This window comes from Agromyces sp. NDB4Y10 (assembly GCF_001620055.1).
GTDB classification, from domain to species: Bacteria; Actinomycetota; Actinomycetes; order Actinomycetales; family Microbacteriaceae; genus Agromyces; species Agromyces indicus.
On the sequence record NZ_LQGY01000014.1, the window covers coordinates 233,898 to 249,179 of the forward strand.

15 protein-coding genes are annotated in these 15,282 nt (G+C 73.5%); 8 read left to right on the forward strand and 7 right to left on the reverse strand.

The annotated features are described in order from the left end of the window. Nucleotides 1-78: 78 nt before the first annotated feature. Together AVP42_RS04130 and AVP42_RS04135 are read right to left on the reverse strand one after the other, a co-directional pair. Nucleotides 79-1,101 carry a 1-aminocyclopropane-1-carboxylate deaminase gene (locus AVP42_RS04130; RefSeq protein WP_067946363.1) on the reverse strand — a complete coding sequence of 341 codons (1,023 nt, stop codon included), beginning with the start codon at nt 1,099-1,101 and terminating at the stop codon, nt 79-81. Further along, complete coding sequence (locus tag AVP42_RS04135) at nt 1,068-1,799, reverse strand: GntR family transcriptional regulator (protein WP_067946365.1); 732 nt, start codon at nt 1,797-1,799, stop codon at nt 1,068-1,070. Before AVP42_RS04135 ends, AVP42_RS04130 begins: the two co-directional genes overlap by 34 nt. Before the next feature lie 157 nt (nt 1,800-1,956). Here AVP42_RS04135 and AVP42_RS04140 point away from each other — a divergent pair, with 157 nt between their 5' ends. From AVP42_RS04140 to AVP42_RS04155, 4 genes are all read left to right on the forward strand, one after another. After that, nucleotides 1,957-2,388, forward strand: a complete 432-nt coding sequence (locus AVP42_RS04140) for a VOC family protein (RefSeq protein WP_067946367.1) — start codon at nt 1,957-1,959, stop codon at nt 2,386-2,388. A 55-nt stretch (nt 2,389-2,443) separates the two neighbouring features. After that, the gene (locus AVP42_RS04145; protein ID WP_082846976.1) at nt 2,444-3,946 is read left to right on the forward strand and encodes a basic amino acid/polyamine antiporter; all 1,503 of its coding nucleotides are present in this window, start codon (nt 2,444-2,446) and stop codon (nt 3,944-3,946) included. 138 nt (nt 3,947-4,084) lie between these two features. Beyond that, on the forward strand, nt 4,085-5,608 hold the full coding sequence (locus AVP42_RS04150) for an ATP-dependent DNA ligase (protein ID WP_067946369.1): 1,524 nt from the start codon (nt 4,085-4,087) through the stop codon (nt 5,606-5,608). Between the two features lie 18 nt (nt 5,609-5,626). Continuing rightward, nucleotides 5,627-6,034: a VOC family protein gene (locus tag AVP42_RS04155; protein WP_067946371.1), complete on the forward strand. Its 408-nt coding sequence runs from the start codon at nt 5,627-5,629 to the stop codon at nt 6,032-6,034. 6 nt (nt 6,035-6,040) lie between these two features. Here the strand turns inward: AVP42_RS04155 and AVP42_RS04160 are convergent, their stop codons facing one another. The 4 genes from AVP42_RS04160 to AVP42_RS04175 all read right to left on the reverse strand — a co-directional run bounded on the left by AVP42_RS04160 (nt 6,041) and on the right by AVP42_RS04175 (nt 10,510). Further along, nucleotides 6,041-6,649 (reverse strand): dihydrofolate reductase family protein, encoded by a 609-nt coding sequence (locus AVP42_RS04160; RefSeq protein ID WP_067946373.1) that lies wholly within the window; start codon nt 6,647-6,649, stop codon nt 6,041-6,043. A gap of 182 nt (nt 6,650-6,831) precedes the next feature. Then, nucleotides 6,832-7,578 (reverse strand): hypothetical protein, encoded by a 747-nt coding sequence (locus AVP42_RS04165; RefSeq protein ID WP_067946375.1) that lies wholly within the window; start codon nt 7,576-7,578, stop codon nt 6,832-6,834. A 126-nt stretch (nt 7,579-7,704) separates the two neighbouring features. Next, on the reverse strand, nt 7,705-8,364 hold the full coding sequence (locus AVP42_RS04170; RefSeq protein WP_197466947.1) for a response regulator transcription factor: 660 nt from the start codon (nt 8,362-8,364) through the stop codon (nt 7,705-7,707). Then, nucleotides 8,357-10,510, reverse strand: a complete 2,154-nt coding sequence (locus tag AVP42_RS04175; protein ID WP_067946376.1) for a sensor histidine kinase — start codon at nt 10,508-10,510, stop codon at nt 8,357-8,359. Before AVP42_RS04175 ends, AVP42_RS04170 begins: the two co-directional genes overlap by 8 nt. Nucleotides 10,511-10,643: 133 nt before the next feature. On the opposite strand from AVP42_RS04175, the gene AVP42_RS16590 reads away from it, so the two are divergent. The 3 genes from AVP42_RS16590 (at nt 10,644) to AVP42_RS04190 (ending at nt 13,108) form a co-directional block, all read left to right on the forward strand. Next, nucleotides 10,644-11,258 carry a histidine phosphatase family protein gene (locus tag AVP42_RS16590; RefSeq protein WP_067946378.1) on the forward strand — a complete coding sequence of 205 codons (615 nt, stop codon included), beginning with the start codon at nt 10,644-10,646 and terminating at the stop codon, nt 11,256-11,258. A 37-nt stretch (nt 11,259-11,295) separates the two neighbouring features. After that, on the forward strand, nt 11,296-12,498 hold the full coding sequence (locus tag AVP42_RS04185) for a hypothetical protein (RefSeq protein ID WP_157356714.1): 1,203 nt from the start codon (nt 11,296-11,298) through the stop codon (nt 12,496-12,498). 61 nt (nt 12,499-12,559) lie between these two features. Then, nucleotides 12,560-13,108, forward strand: coding sequence for a hypothetical protein (locus AVP42_RS04190; RefSeq protein ID WP_067946382.1), 549 nt, complete (start codon nt 12,560-12,562; stop codon nt 13,106-13,108). 3 nt (nt 13,109-13,111) lie between these two features. Here AVP42_RS04190 and AVP42_RS04195 read toward each other — a convergent pair whose 3' ends face one another. Further along, nucleotides 13,112-14,068, reverse strand: a complete 957-nt coding sequence (locus tag AVP42_RS04195; protein WP_067946385.1) for a YafY family protein — start codon at nt 14,066-14,068, stop codon at nt 13,112-13,114. A gap of 62 nt (nt 14,069-14,130) precedes the next feature. On the opposite strand from AVP42_RS04195, the gene AVP42_RS04200 reads away from it, so the two are divergent. Then, nucleotides 14,131-15,276 carry an epoxide hydrolase family protein gene (locus AVP42_RS04200; protein WP_067946387.1) on the forward strand — a complete coding sequence of 382 codons (1,146 nt, stop codon included), beginning with the start codon at nt 14,131-14,133 and terminating at the stop codon, nt 15,274-15,276. The last annotated feature ends 6 nt before the right edge of the window (nt 15,277-15,282 follow it).

Consider the following 15,282-nt stretch of genomic DNA (forward strand, 5'->3'; position numbering starts at 1 on the left):
CTCCACGCCGCCCGCCGGGCAGCGTTTCACGTCATCTCACCGCGGGCGGGGGGCAGGCTCGCCGCGGGCGGGCAGCGGTCAGTGGTAGCGGCCGGAGTAGGCGTTGAGGGCCGGCTGCCCGCCGAGGTGGGCGTAGAGCACGTTCGAGTCCTTCGGGATGTCGCCGCTCGACACGAGGTCGATGAGCCCGGCCATCGACTTGCCCTCGTAGACCGGGTCGAGGATGACGCCCTCGAGGCGTCCGGTCAGGCGCATCGCCTCGTCGGTCGAGGCGACCGGGATGCCGTAGAGGTCGCCCGCCCAGCCCTCGAGGACCGTGATCTCGTCGTCGCGGAGGTCGCGCCCGACACCGATGGTCTCGGCGGTGTTCCGTGCGATCCGGGCGACCTGGTCGCGCGTCTCGTCGATCTTCGCCGACGCGTCGATCCCGATGACCCGGCGCGGCCGCCCGCCGAAGTTGTGCTCGAGGTCGGCGAAGCCCGCGATCATGCCCGCGTGCGTCGACCCGGTGACCGAGCACACGACGATCGTGTCGAAGAAGACGCCGAGCTCGGCCTCCTGCGCGGCGACCTCGTGGGCCCAGTTCGCGAAGCCGAGTCCGCCGAGCGGGTGGTCGGATGCGCCCGCCGGGATCGGGTACGGCGTGCCGCCGCCGGCTTCGACATCAGCGATGGCCCGCTTCCACGACTCGCGGAAGCCGATGCTGAAGCCCGCGGGCGACAGCCGCACGTCGGCGCCCATGAGCCGGGACAGCATGATGTTGCCGACGCGGTCGTTCACCGAGTCGGGCCAGTCGACCCAGTGCTCCTGCACGAGCACGGCCTTCATGCCGAGGTGCGCCGCGACGGCCGCCACCTGCCGGGTGTGGTTCGACTGCACGCCGCCGATGGAGACGAGCGTGTCGGCGCCCTTCGCGAGCGCGTCGGGCACGAGGTACTCGAGCTTGCGGGTCTTGTTGCCGCCGAAGGCGAGGCCGGAGTTCACGTCCTCCCGCTTCATCCAGACGCGGGCGCCGCCGAGGTGGGCGCTCAGGCGGTCGACCGGATGGATCGGGCTCGGCCCGAACGTCAGCCGGTGGCGGGGGAAGTCGGCGAGGGCCATGGTGCTCCTTCTGCGGGTGGGGTGGTGGCGGAGTCGGCCTCGTCGTCGAGGTGGAGGAGGCGGCCGAGCGTCGACCAGTTCTCGTGCGTCGCCCGGGCGGCGTCATCCGCTCGCCCCTCGGCGCACAGCGCGATGATGCGGTCGTGGTCGGCGACCGAGCCGCGGCCGGCGAGCGAGCCGAAGCGTGCGCGCTCGAGGCGCCGCAGCAGCGGGGTGACCTGTTCGAGCAGGCCGGGCAGCAGCGGATTCGCGCTCGCCTCGACGGCGACCGCGTGGAACGCGTCGTCGGCGGCGATGGCCGCGTCGACGTCGTCGGCGCCGAGCGCGGCCGCGAAGCGCGCGTTGGCGTTGCTCATCGCCTCGAGGTCGGTCCAGGTGAGCTGCGGCACCGCATCGCGCACGGCGAGTTCGTGCAGCGACGCCGCGATGCGCTGCGCGGCGAGGGCCGTGCGCGTGTCGAGCGGCGCGACGACGGTCTGCTTGGCGCGGCGGGTGTGCACGAGGCCGGCGAGTTCGAGGCGCGCGATGGCCTCGCGGATGGGGGTGCGGCTCACGCCGAGCCACTCCTCGAGCTCGGGGTCGCGCAGGCGCTCGCCCGGTGCGAGGTCGCCCGACACGATCGCGTCGCGCAGCTGCGCGTAGGCGTAGTCGCGCAGCGACTTCGGTCGCTCGGCGGGCGAGCGGGCGGGCAGTGGCATGCAATATATTGCAGCGGATGCCGCGGCATCCGTCAACTCTTCGGTGTCCCGGCGTCGGGGGTCGCGGCATGTCGGCGGGCGGGCGTACCGTGTGCGGCATCCGGAGCGTGGCATCCGCTCGACGGGCGCCGACGCTCGACGCAGACCTGGAGGAACCATGGCCAACCTCGTCGTGCACTTCGAGATCCACGCGACCGAGCCGCAGCGGCTCGTCGACTTCTACAGCGAGCTGCTCGGCTGGCGGTTCAGCCAGTACGGCGACACGCCCTACTGGCTGATCGACACCGGTGAGGGCGCCATCGGCAACACGTCCGGCACCGCCGGCATGGGCATCAACGGCGGACTCACGCAGCGCGAGGGGCCACGACCCGAGCCGGGCGCGGCGATCAACGGCTGCAACATCGTCGTCGGCGTCGACGGGAGCGTCGACGACCTCATGCGCCGCGGCATCGAGCTCGGCGCCACCGAGGCCATGCCCGCCGAGGACATGGAGGGCATCGGTCGCGGCGGCTACCTGCTCGACCCCGACGGCAACCTGTTCGGCATGCTGTCGCCCGTGCTCTCCGACGGCCGCACGATGATGACGTAGTACCCTACGGCGGGCGGAACCGCGGCGGGCGACCCGGCCGCCGCGGGAGGAACGAGTGACGACCAGCGACGCGCAGGGCGGGCAGTCCGCGGCATCCGCCGGCGGCGCCTCGGCGTCGGGAGCCCCGGCCTCGGTGAAGGTCGGCGTCGTCACGCTCGCCGCGATCGTCGTCGGGTCCATGGTCGGCGCGGGCGTGTTCTCGCTGCCGAGCCGCTTCGCCGAGCAGACCGGCGTCGTCGGCGCGCTCGTGGCGTGGGGCATCGCCGGGCTCGGCATGCTCACGCTCGCCATCGCGTTCCAGCGGCTCGCCGTCCGGCGGCCCGACCTCGACGCGGGCGTCTACGCCTACGCCAAGGAGGGCTTCGGGGAGCTGCTCGGCTTCTTCTCCGCGTTCGGCTACTGGGCGAGCGCATGCGTCGGCAACGTCACCTACTGGGTGCTGATCATGTCGACGGTCGGCGCGGTCGTGCCCGCGCTCGGCGACGGCGACACGGTGCTCGCGATCCTCGTCTCGTCGATCGGGCTGTGGGGGTTCTTCCTCCTCGTGCGGCGGGGCGTGCGCGAGGCGACCGCGCTGAACCGCATCGTCACGATCGCGAAGCTCGTGCCGATCCTCGTGTTCGTGCTGCTCGCCCTGTTCGTGTTCGACCCGGAGGTGTTCGCGGGCAACCTGTTCGGCAGCGGAGCGGCCGGCGGCGCGGCATCCGTCGACGGGGCCACCCTGTTCGAGCAGGTGCAGGGCACGATGCTCGTCACCGTGTTCGTGTTCCTCGGCGTCGAGGGGGCGAGCGTGTACTCGCGGCACGCCAGGCGGCGAGCGGATGTCGGCCGGGCCACCGTGTTCGGCTTCCTCGCCGTGTTCGCGGTGTTCGCGTCGGTCACGATCGTCTCGTACGGCGTGCTGCCCGCCGCCGAGCTCGCGTCGCTGCGCCAGCCGTCGATGGCGGGCGTGCTCGAGGCCGCGGTCGGCCCGTGGGGTGCAGTGCTCGTCAGCATCGGCCTGATCGTGTCGGTGCTCGGCGCCTACCTGGCGTGGACGCTCATGGCCGCCGAGGTCGTCTTCATGGCCGCCCGCGACGGCGACATGCCGCGGGCGCTCGCCCGCCAGAACGACCGCGACGTGCCGGTGGGGGCGCTCCTGGCCTCCACGGTGTTCGCGCAGGCGATCCTCGTCGTGGCGTACTTCTCGACCGACGCGTTCGACTTCGCGCTCGACATGACGAGCGCGCTGGCGCTCATCCCGTACCTGTTCGCGGCGGGGTTCATGCTGAAGATCGCCGTCGGCCGACGTGCGCCCGGCGTCCGAGGCCGCGCCGGCGACGTCGTGATCGGCGTGATCGCGACGGTGTACGTGGTGTTCCTGCTGCTGGGTGCCGGGCTCACGTACGTGCTCGTCTCATTCATCGTGCAGGCGCCCGCGACGATCCTGTTCCTGCTCGCACGACGCGAGCAGGGGCGACGGATGCTGCGCCCGGGCGAGGCGGTCATCCTCGCGCTCGCCGTGGCGGCCGCCGTCGTGGGCGTGGTCGGCCTCGCCACCGGGTGGATCGTGCTCTGACGCGCGCGGCGTCGGCGTCCCGCTCCTCGCGGGGACGCGACACGCCGTCGGCGCGCGAGCACGCGCGGCGTGTCGGGTCTCCTCGAGGGCGCGGCGCAACCCGGTGCGCGTGTCGGCGGGCGGTGCGAGGATGAGCGCGTGCTGCTCGATGAGCTCGTCGCAACCGCGGAACGCGTCGCCGCCACCCGGTCGCGCCTGGCGAAGGTCGACGCGCTCGCCGAGGTGCTCGGCCGTCTCGAGCCCGACGAGATCGCGCCCGCGGTCGGGTTCCTCGTGGGCAAGGCCCGACAGGGGCGGGTCGGCGTCGGGTGGCGCGGCCTCTCCGGGGCGATGGGCGAGCCGGCGGATGCCGCGTCCCTGACGATCGCCGACCTCGACGCCGCGCTCGACGAGCTCGCTGCGGCATCCGGTGCCGGCTCGACGGCCGCCCGAGCCGCCACGTTGGGCGACCTCGGCGCGCGAGCGACCACCCGCGAACAGGACTTCATCACGCGGGTGCTCCTCGGCGAGGTGCGCACGGGCGCGCTCGAGGGCGTCGTGACCGACGCGATCGCGCGGGCCGCCGACCGACCCGGTGAGGTCGTGCGCCGTGCGGCGATGCTCTCGGGCGACCTCGGCGAGACCGCGCGGCTCGCCCTCACCGGCGCGCCGGGCGAGCTCGAGTCGGTCGGACTCGTCGTGGGCCGGCCCGTGCAACCGATGCTCGCGGCATCCGCCCCCACCGCGGCCGCGGCGATCGAGCAGGTCGGCGAGGCGTCGGTCGAGTACAAGCTCGACGGCGCGCGCATCCAGGTGCACCGGTCGGGCGACGAGGTGCGGGTGTTCACTCGCAACCTCGCCGACATCACGCACCGCGTGCCCGAGGTCGTCGAGGTCGCGCGCGGCCTGCCGGTGACCGACGTGATCCTCGACGGCGAGACGCTCTCGCTCGACGAGGACGGCGGGCCGCGGCCCTTCCAGGACACCATGGCGCGATTCGGCGCCGACGTCGCGCGCGAGGTGCTGCTGCATCCGTGGTTCTTCGACGTGCTGCATGTCGACGGGCGCGACCTGCTCGACGAACCCCTGTCGGCGCGGCTCGGCGAGCTCGAGCGCATCGCCGGGCCGCACCGCATTCCCGGCGAGGTGACCGCCGATCCCGAGTCCGCTGAACGCATCTCGCGCGAGGCGCTCGAGGCGGGGCACGAGGGCGTGCTCGTGAAGGGCGTCGGGTCGCCCTATGCGGCCGGGCGGCGGGGCTCGAGCTGGATCAAGGTCAAGCCCGTGCACACGTACGACCTCGTCGTGCTCGGCGTCGAGTGGGGGTCGGGCCGCCGCACGGGGTGGCTGTCGAACCTGCACCTCGGCGCGCTCGACCCCGTGGGCGAGTTCGGCGAACCGGGCGGGTTCGTCATGGTCGGCAAGACCTTCAAGGGACTCACCGACGAGCTGCTGCGATGGCAGACCGAGCACTTCGCGCAGCTCGAGACGCGGCGCACCGCGTCGACCGTGTTCGTCGAGCCGACCACGGTCGTCGAGATCGCGATCGACGGCGTGCAGCGCTCGACCCGCTACCCCGGCGGCGTTGCGCTCCGGTTCGCTCGGGTCAAGCGCTACCGCGACGACAAGCCCGCGGCCGAGGCCGACACGATCCAGACGCTGCGCGGACTGCTGCGCGGCTGAAACGAGAGGAGCATCCGGATGGCAGAGCGACCAGGACGAGTGCGCCAGCTGCGGCTCGTCGTCGAGGCCGACGACTTCGAGGCGGCGCTGCGCTTCTACCGCGATGTGCTGGGCATGCCCGAGTCCGAGGCGTACAGCGGCCCGGATGGCGCGGAGGTGGTGATCCTCGACGCGGGTCGCGCGACGCTCGAGCTCTCGAACCCGGCGCAGGTGCGATTCATCGACCGCGTCGAGACCGACGGCGGCCGGAGCGACCACCTGCGGGTCGCGTTCGAGGTCGACGACGCGGCATCCGTGGCCGACGAGCTCGTCGACGCCGGTGCCGACCTCGAGGCGTCCGCGCGCGAGACGCCGTGGCGGTCGGTCAACGCTCGGCTGCGCGGGCCGGCGGGCGTGCAGCTCACGATCTTCCAGGAGCTCGACTGAGCCGGCTCAGTCCTCCATCTGGATGCCGGTGACCGGCTCGCCCGCGCGGTCGTAGACGAGCGCGACGGCGCCCTTCGGGAAGGCGATCGGCGGCTGCGCGAGCGTGAACGCGGCCGGCACCGTCCCGGTGTCGAAGAGCCGCTTCCCGCTGCCGAACGCGATGGGGTAGAGGTACAGGTTCAGCCGGTCGACGAGGTCGGCCGCGAGCAGCGACCGGGCCAGGTCGCCGCTGCCGATCACGTGGATCTCGTCGAACCGTTCCTTCAGCGCGGGTACCTCGGCCGCGACATCCGTCACCACCGTTGTGCCGGCCCACGACGGATCGGAGAGTGTGCGGGAGGCGACGAACTTCGGCACCCGGGCGAACTTCTCGCCGACCTGCGACTCGACGTGCTGCGGCCAGTAGTCGGCGAAGATGTCGTAGGTCCTGCGGCCGAGCAGCAGGGCGTCGAGGCGGTCGATGCCGGCGCCGATGACGGCGCCCGACTCGTCGTCGAGGTACGGCGCCTGCCACCCGCCGTACGCGAAGCCGCCCGACGGATCCTCCTCGGGGCCGCCCGGGGCCTGGTAGACCCCGTCGAGGGTGAGGAACAGGTCGACTGCGAGGATGCCCATGGTGCTCCCTTCCGCGCGTCACGCTAGCGAGCGCGCGGGCCGGCGTCGAGGGGTCCCGAACGCATGGGAATCCGTTCGATGCAGCCCCACCGCGGGCCCTTCGGACGGATCCTCATGCATTCGCGACGCGACGAGGCCCGCGGTGCGCGTGCACCGCGGGCCCGTGGCATCCGTCGACGTCGTCAGCGGGCGGCGACCAGCCGCACGCCCGCGACGAGGAGCGGGGCGTAGCAGGCGAGCGCGACGAGCACGCCCACCGGGCCGAGGCCGAACGCCGGGACGACCCACGGCAGGAAGCCGAGCGGGGCGATCCACCACGACACGGCCTTCGCCCGGGCGAGCGCGAGCGAGAGCAGGCCCATGCCGAGCAGGCCGCCCGCCATCCCGGTGTACTGCCAGATCGCGACCGTCCACTCCTTGGCCGCGGTGTCCATCGTCACGGCGTCCTCGATCGGCAGGGTGTTGCCGGCGCTGACGAGGAACCAGTCCGAGAGCAGCAGACCCGACATCTGGATGGCGCCGAAGGCGAGGATGATCGCGGCGATGGGCAGGAAGACCCGGCCGCGGCCGGCGCGGATCAGGCCGAGCGAGGCGATCGCGCCGAACGCGAGGGCGACCCAGCCGTAGTGCAGCAGGTTCGCCGACCAGAGGCTGAGGGCGGGGTCGGCCGCGAGCGACTCGATGTAGCCGGCGGCGCCCGGCGCGGTCTGCTCGGGCGAGGTGAGCATGCCACCGGTGAACAGCAGCGGCGCGGCGATCAGGCCGAGGCCGCCGAGGCGCTGCAGCCGGTTCGGGCGGACCGGGCCGAGGTCGGCCGAGGTGATGCGGGTCCGCTTCGAGCGGGCGGATGCCGCGGGCGTCGGGGCGTGGCTCGTGTCGGTGGCGGTGCCGGGGGCCGGCGCGGTCGTGGTGGCGGGTGAGAAGTCCATGGCGGTGCCTTTCGGAATCGGGATCGTGCGGTGATCCCAATCTCCGGGTCGGCCGACCCGGGCCCACAGGGTGCGCCGTCCCGCGGATGTCCCGAGTCGAGCCCGGGACAGCCGGCGCCTCCGCCCTCAGGGGCGGCCGAGGCCGGCGTCGCGGGCCCGCACGATCGCCTCGGCACGGTCGGCGACCTGCAGCTTCGCGAAGATGTTCGAGACGTTGTTCCGCACGGTCTTCGGCGACAGGAACAGCGCCTGGGCGATCTGCGGGTTCGACCGACCTGCGGCGAGCAGGTCGAGGATCTCGCGTTCACGCGCGGTGAGTTGGGGGAACACCTCCGCGGCCGGGGCGCTCGCCGGCCCGGCCGCGAAGAACTCCATCACGCGCCGGGCGATCGCCGCGCCGAACACAAGTTCGCCGCGCGCGGCGGCGTCGATCGCCGAGCGGATCTCGTGCTGGCTCGCACCCTTCACGAGGTACCCGCGCGCGCCGGCGCGCATCGCGGCGAACACCGTCTCGTCGTCCTCCGACATCGTGAGCACGACGACGGCCAGGTGCGGATGCCGCGCGGCGATCTCGCGGGTCGCCGCGATGCCGTCGAGCTTCGGCATCTGCACGTCCATCACGACGACGTCCGCCTCGGAGGACTCGACGACCGCGAGTGCCTCCTCGCCGTCGGCGGCGGTCGCGACGACGTCGACGCCGTCCAGCGACTCGAGCAGCATGGCGAGGCCGTCGCGGTAGACGGGGTGGTCGTCGACGAGGATGACGCGGATGGGCTCGTCAGGCATCAGCGGGGGCCTCCAGGTGCTCGGGGGTGGTCGCGGGGCGCGCCCCACGGCGCGGGTCGGAACCGAGGCCGGGGCCCGGCTCGGTGTCGACGCTCGGCTCGGCGCGGGGCTGCGAGGCGAGCGGCAGCGCGGCCCGGATCTCGGTGCCGCCGCCGTCGGCCGCGACGATCTCGAGCGTGCCGCCGAGCTCGTCCGCGCGCTCGCGCAGCGAACGGAGGCCCACGCCGGGCACGGCGTCGGCGGGGATGCCGGAGCCGTCGTCGCGCACGGTGAGGCGCAGCATCCGCTCGTCGTGTTCGAGGCGGACCTCGACGAGCGCGGCGCCCGAGTGGCGGCGCGCGTTGGTCAGCGCCTCCGAGACGATGCGGTAGGCGGCGACCTCGGCCGCGGGCGGCAGGTCGCGCAGCAGGTCGCCCTCGACGCGGACGACGAAGCCCGGCCCGGTGAGGCGGTCGGCCTGCTGCCGGAGGGCCCGGACCAGCCCCACGTCGTCGAGTGCGGGTGGGCGCAGATCATGGACGATCCGGCGGATCTCGTCGATCACCGCGGACTGGTCGTCGATGGCCGCGTCGACGAGCGCGAGCGACCGCGACGGATCTCGTTCGGCGAGGTTGCGGGCCGCCTCGAGCCGCAGCTTGACCCCGCCGAGCAGGGGCCCGAGCCCGTCGTGCAGGTCACGGCGCAGCCGCGACCGCTCCTCCTCGCGAGCGACGACCAGTCGCTCGCGGATGGCCTGCAGCTCCCGGCCCAGCTCGGCGTTGCGAATCGCCGCCGCCGCGAGCCGGACGAGGTCGCCGAGCAGCCGACGGTCGCGCTCGGATGCCACCGGTCGCCGGCCCGGCTCCATCCGGATGCGGCCGATCACCTGCCCGCCGTGGTCGATCGGGATCTCGACGGGTCGCGCGGTCGAGGTGCCGTGCTCCGCGACGAGGGGCGCGGCATCCGTCGACGTGCCCGCGGGTCGATCGAGCTCGACCCGCACGTAGGGCGACGCGAACGCCTCCGCGACGGCCGACGCGAGGTCGTCGAGCTGCGCCCGCGCGTGGGGCGACCGATCGAGGCGGTCGCCGAGCGAGGAGACCACGGCGTAGGGGTCGGCGCGGCGCCCGTTGACGAGCCGGTTCGCGAACGCGAACAACCGACCGCGCAGCGGCGCGTACGCGATCGTGACCGCGACGACCGCGAGCAGCATCGCCACCCGGTCATCGATGGCGCTGCCGACGAGGAGGACGACCAGCACGTCGACCGCGACGATGGCGGCGATGAGCATCGCGTAGACGAGCGTCCACGACAGCAGTCGGTCGATCTCGTAGAGGCGGTAGCGCGTGACCGCGACGACCACCGCCGCGCTCATGAGCCCGATCGTGACCGCGAGCAGCACGTCGACGACGACGGTCGGCACGAGCGGGTAGATGAGCAGCGAGCCGACGAACACGACGCCCGACCACACCAGCCAGCGCAGCTGCGCCCGCTCCTCGGCGCTCGCGCGGGCGCGTCGACTGACGCAGACGACGAGCGAGAGCACGAGGCTCGCCGCCAGGCAGGGGAGGGCGGCGCCGAGGATCACCGACCACGCCGCGTCCGGGAGCGGGAGGTCGGTCGACCACGATCCGAACGCGTCGAGCATCGCCGCGCGCTCCGGCTCGTCGGCGACCAGTGCCGCGGCGGGCGCGAACAGGAACGCGAACGGCATGACGAGGGCCAGGCCGATCGCGACGACCGAGACGACCCGCCATGCGCCGCGGCGCAGCCGGCCGTCGGGGAACAGCACGAGCAGGAGCACGATCGGCAGGAGCAGCACCGACCCGAGCCGGGTGAAGAACCAGAAGGCCGGCGGCGCCCACCACGCGTCGCGGTCGGTGTACCAGGCGAGGTTGACGGCCGCCGAGGCGAGCCCGTCGACGACCCAGAGCGTGCCGAACCCGGTGAGCACGACCGCGATCGGATGCCACGGCAGCCGCCACAGCAGCAGCGCTCCGGGCACGAGCATCGCCACGCCCGGCAGCACGCCCGACCAGCCCGACGACATCGGCGGGTCCGGATGCTCGGGCAGCACCCGCAGGTCGATCGCGATCGCGGCGATCGCCGCCACCCCCGCCACGACGAGCGCGACGACGGTCGCGATGCGACTCGAGCGGAGCGTCATCCGCTCATCGTCGCAGCCGCCGTGTCCCGCTGTCACGGGACTCCTGTCCCGAGTCGGCGAGAACGGATGCCGCGGCCCGCGACGATCCGACCACGCGGCATCCGCTCAGCCGCCCCGCCGTAGGCTGGAACCCATGCGCCTCGCCCTCATCCGCCACGGACAGACCGACTGGAACCTGAACGGGCTCATGCAGGGGCGCACCGACATCCCGCTGAACGACACGGGTCGCGCGCAGGCCGAGGCCGCCGCGGCGCTCCTCGACGCCGCCGAGTGGGACGTGGTCGTGAGTTCCACCCTCGGGCGCGCCCGCGAGACCGCCGACCTCCTCGCGCGCGGGCTCGGGCTCCCCGTCGCCGGTGCCTACGACGACCTCGTCGAGCAGGACTTCGGCGCCGCGGAGGGCACGCTCGTCGCCGAGATCGACGCGCGCTGGCCGGGCCGGGCGTTCCCGCGCAAGGAGGCCGACGAGCACGTCGGGCCCCGCGGCATCCGTGCGCTCGAGCGCATCGCCGACGAGCACGCCGGTGCGCGCGTGCTCGCCGTCGCGCACGGCACGCTCATCCGCCACGTGCTCGCCGAGATGAGCGGCCACGACGCCCGGCACTACCCCCGGCTCGACAACCTCGCGGTCTCCGAGGTGCGGCGAACGGATGCCGCGTGGCAGGTCGTGACCGTCGGCGGCACGCCGTTCGCCGAGGTGCGCGAGGCGCTCGACGCGGCGGCCGACCTGGTGCGGCTCGCCGGCTGAGGTTCCGCCCCGCCCGCCGGCGGGCGATACTGCTCGGGTGTCGACCATCGACGCCGGCCCTCGTCCGCGGCGCCCGGGAGGACCGGGACGCCCGACGGCGCGCGTCGTGGTGGCCGCGGCCGCCGCGGTGGTGCTGGTCGCGATCGCGGTCGTCGTGGCCGTCCTGCTCGCCCGGCACGAGTCGGAGTCCGGGGCGGCCGAGCGGCTCGCGCGGGCCGGTGCCGCGCATGCGGCCGCAGCGCGCGAGGTCGAGCGTGCCCGTGACGGGGTGGACGAGGCGCTCGATGCCGCGACGACCGCCGCCTCCCTCGCCGCCGAGGTGGCCGACGTGCCAGTCGCGCACGTCGGACCCGAGCCGGAGGCGTCGTTCGCCGGGGCCGTCGCCGAACTGGCGGCGCGGATCGACGCGGCCGAGGCGCTGCCGCACGTGGAGCCGGAGGTTCCGGCCGGTGCGCGCGAGGGTCAGGCGGAGTCGGCCGGCGACCTCGACGCGACGACCCGGTTGCTCGAGGCCGAGACCGCACGACTGGCCGAGCACGCGGCCGACCTCGGCGCGGCGGAAGACGGCCTCGCGATGGCGGTCGCTGACGTCGGCGCGACCGGCGCCGACCTGCTCGCCGCCGTCCCGGCGGCCGCGGGGGAGCTGGAGGCGGCGCACGAGTCGGCGCGGAACCTCGAGCGCCTCGCGCTGCGCGAGGCGACCGCGATCGTCGAAGCCGCCCGCTGGGATTCCGGCGCCGCCGACGCCATCGCCCGGTACGTCGCCGCCGCCGAGGCGCTGATCGCCTCGCACGAGGCTGAAGAGGCGGAGAAGGCGGGCCCGCTCTACGAGCGCAGGAAGCAGGTCGAGGCCTTCGCGCGCGAGCTCTCCGGCGGCCTGCCGCTCGAGTTCGACTGGGAGACGATCGTGCTCGGCTACGGCACCGACGGAACGTACGCCGGGCGGGCGACCTGGGACGTCGCGGGCGGCGGCATCGCCTCCCTTACGTTCAGCCACAGCGTCGCGGAACTCTGGGACGCGCCGGGCGTGCGGGCGCTCGTCGCGCACGAGGTCGGCCACGCCATGACGGGCCGCTGCCTCGGCGAGATCGTGCCCGACGAGCTCGCGTACGGCGACGGCAACGAGGCGTGGGCGACGGCGTGGGCGATCAGCCGCGGGTACACCGGCGACGGGAGCGGCGAGTGGATCTACGGCCGCCCGGGTGACGACGTCATCGCGCTGGCGGCGCAGTGCCGGTGAGCCGCGGCGACGCGCGTCGGGCCCATCCCGTCAGCCCTCCGAACGGACGTACAATCCGAAAATGGAGGCACCGGGAAGCACCACCCTGGTCGTCGTCGGCGAGGAGGCGACGACCGCGATCACGTCCCTCGCCGGCCTGCCGAACGTCGAGTCCGCGTCGTTCGCCGCGATGACGGATGCCACCGACGCGGAGGTCGTCACCTGGACCACGACGTCGCACGCACCGTACGTCGTCCACGACCGCGATCCACTCGGGCACGTGGCATCCGCGTGGGTCGAGTTCTACGACGAGCGGTCCACGCTCGGCGTGCTGGAACTCGAGATCGAGCAGCTCGTGCGGGCGGTCGATCGGCACGAGATCCGCGTGCCCGACTACTACGTCGTGCTCGAACCCGAGTCGATCCGCGGCACGTGGCTGCACTGGTGGCTCGGCGTGCTCGCGTCGGCGTCGCCCAACCGGGTGATCCCGTGGGCGCCGGGCGACGCGTCGCTCGCCGCCCTGATCCGGGGACTGCCCACCGCGCGAGCCTGGCCCGACGTGCACGAGTGGCTGCCGGGCGTCGTCACGGCCGTGCCCGATCGGGTGGGCCTGGAGCCGCCGGCTTCCTGACCGTCAGGCCGAGCCCGCCGCCCGTGCGTAGCGCTCCGACAGCGTGCGCAGCAGCGGCCTGAGCTCATCGGGCGATTCGACGGCGAAGTCCATGCCGAGCATGCCGATGTACGCGCCGATGGTCTCGAGCGAGTCCGCGCCGGTGGCGAGCACCGACTCGCGGTCCGAGACGGCCTCCACCACGCCCACGGCCGGGTTGATGCGCGCGAGGACCTCGTCGGCCGGCGCCGCGATGCGCAGGCGGGCATGGACGTTCCATCCGCTCTCGGCGATCGCGCGCATGACGAACGCGGCATAGTCGCCGCCGGGCAGCGGCACAGGCGAGAACCGGCGGCGGGTCGGCATCCGCGGTTCGATCCGGTCGGCGCGGACGACGCCCCACTCGCCCGTCTCGGGATCACGGCCGACGAGGTACCAGCGGCGCTGCCAGCTGAGCAACCGGTACGGTTCGACCAGGCGCGGTGTCCCGCGATCGAGGAAGCGGAACCACTCGACTTCGCGGATGGCGGCCGCGATCGCCGCGAGGACGGCATGGTCGACCTCGGGGTCGGGTGCGTCGGTGCCCGTGTTCTCCGGCGCGCGCTCGACGACGGCCCCGATCGCCGCGACGGTCGCGCGGAGCCGCGGCGGCAGGACCTGCTCGAGCTTGGCGAGCGCACGGGCGCTCGATTCCTCCACCCCGGCGATGCCGGTCGCCGCCCGGAGGCCAACCGACACCGCGACCGCCTCCTCGTCGTCGAGGAGGAGCGGCGGCAGCTTGGCACCCGCGCCGAGCCGGTAGCCCCCGGCGGCACCCCGAGTCGCCTCGACCGGGTAGTCGAGCGCGCGCAGTCGCTCGATGTCGTTGCGGATGGTGCGCCCGGAGACGCCGAGCCGTCGTGCCAGTTCGCTGCCGCTCCACTCGGGGCGGGACTGCAGGAGGGACAGCAGGGAGAGCATGCGTGCGGCCGTGTCGGACATGCGTCGATGATCCCGTTCTATTAGGAAGTGAACGTGCCTGATTCGACCGTAGCGTCGGAGACATGACGAACACCACCGTTTCCACCGACATCCGCCCCTTCCGCGTCGAGGTGCCGCAGGCCCACCTCGACGACCTCATGGAACGGCTCGCCCGCACGCGTCTGCCCCAGCCGGCTCCGGCCGACGACTGGTCCTACGGGACGCCGAACGCATACCTGCGCGACGCGGTCGAGCGCTGGCGGACCGCCTGGGACTGGCGTGCCGAGGAGGCCCGCATCAACGCCGTGCCGCACTTCACGACCGAGATCGAGGGGCAGCGCATCCACTTCATCCACGTCCGGTCGCCGCACGCGGACGCCACGCCGCTGATCCTCGCGCACACCTACCCCGGGTCCTCGATCGACTACCTCGACCTGATCGACCGACTCGTCGACCCGGTCGCCCACGGCGGCCGCGCGGAGGACGCCTTCGACGTCGTCATCCCGGATGCCCCGGGCTACGGCTTCTCCAACCCGGTGCTGGAGCCGGGATGGACGACCGCCCGCGTCGCCCGCGCGTACGACGAGCTCATGCGCCGCCTCGGCTACACCCGCTACGGCATCCACGGGTCCGACAACGGCGCGATGGTCGCGCGCGAACTCGGCCTGCTGCGCCCCGACGGGTTCCTCGGGCTGCACGTCCTCCAGCTCTTCTCGTTCCCCTCGGGCGACCCGGCCGAGTTCGAGCGCCTCGAGCCGCAGGACTACGCCGGCCTCGAGCACATGCAGTGGTTCCAGTCGGTCGGCGGGTACAACACCATGAACGCGAGCCGGCCCCAGACGATCGCCGCCGCACTGAGCGATTCGCCGGTCGGCCTCCTCGCGTACAGCGAGCTGTTCGAGTCGTTCGGCAACGGGACGTCGCGCGTGCCCCTCGACCGGATCCTCACCGAGGTCAGTGTCAACTGGTTCGCGAACGCCGCGGCGGGCATGAGCCGCAGCTACCTCGAGAACGCGCGGGTCGAGGCCGAGCCGCAGGTGAACTCCGCACCGACCGGCGTCGCCGTGTTCGCCGACGACTTCCAGACGATCCGCGTGTTCGCCGAGCGCGACAACGCGAACATCGTGCACTGGAGCCGGTTCGACGAGGGCGGACACTACGCCGCACTCGAGGTGCCCGAGGCGGTCGCGGGCGACATCCGCGCCTTCTTCGGGGCGCTGCGAGCCTGATCGCAC

Excerpts from the sequence above, each read along its gene's own strand:
- AVP42_RS04130 (WP_067946363.1), bottom strand. The coding sequence starts at position 1,101 with ATGGCCCTCGCCGACTTCCCCCGCCACCGGCTGACGTTCGGGCCGAGC.
- AVP42_RS04135 (WP_067946365.1), bottom strand. The coding sequence starts at position 1,799 with ATGCCACTGCCCGCCCGCTCGCCCGCCGAGCGACCGAAGTCGCTGCGC.
- AVP42_RS04140 (WP_067946367.1), top strand. The coding sequence starts at position 1,957 with ATGGCCAACCTCGTCGTGCACTTCGAGATCCACGCGACCGAGCCGCAG.
- AVP42_RS04155 (WP_067946371.1), top strand. The coding sequence starts at position 5,627 with ATGGCAGAGCGACCAGGACGAGTGCGCCAGCTGCGGCTCGTCGTCGAG.
- AVP42_RS04160 (WP_067946373.1), bottom strand. The coding sequence starts at position 6,649 with ATGGGCATCCTCGCAGTCGACCTGTTCCTCACCCTCGACGGGGTCTAC.
- AVP42_RS04165 (WP_067946375.1), bottom strand. The coding sequence starts at position 7,578 with ATGGACTTCTCACCCGCCACCACGACCGCGCCGGCCCCCGGCACCGCC.
- AVP42_RS04170 (WP_197466947.1), bottom strand. The coding sequence starts at position 8,364 with ATGCCTGACGAGCCCATCCGCGTCATCCTCGTCGACGACCACCCCGTC.
- AVP42_RS04175 (WP_067946376.1), bottom strand. The coding sequence starts at position 10,510 with ATGACGCTCCGCTCGAGTCGCATCGCGACCGTCGTCGCGCTCGTCGTG.
- AVP42_RS16590 (WP_067946378.1), top strand. The coding sequence starts at position 10,644 with ATGCGCCTCGCCCTCATCCGCCACGGACAGACCGACTGGAACCTGAAC.
- AVP42_RS04190 (WP_067946382.1), top strand. The coding sequence starts at position 12,560 with ATGGAGGCACCGGGAAGCACCACCCTGGTCGTCGTCGGCGAGGAGGCG.
- AVP42_RS04195 (WP_067946385.1), bottom strand. The coding sequence starts at position 14,068 with ATGTCCGACACGGCCGCACGCATGCTCTCCCTGCTGTCCCTCCTGCAG.
- AVP42_RS04200 (WP_067946387.1), top strand. The coding sequence starts at position 14,131 with ATGACGAACACCACCGTTTCCACCGACATCCGCCCCTTCCGCGTCGAG.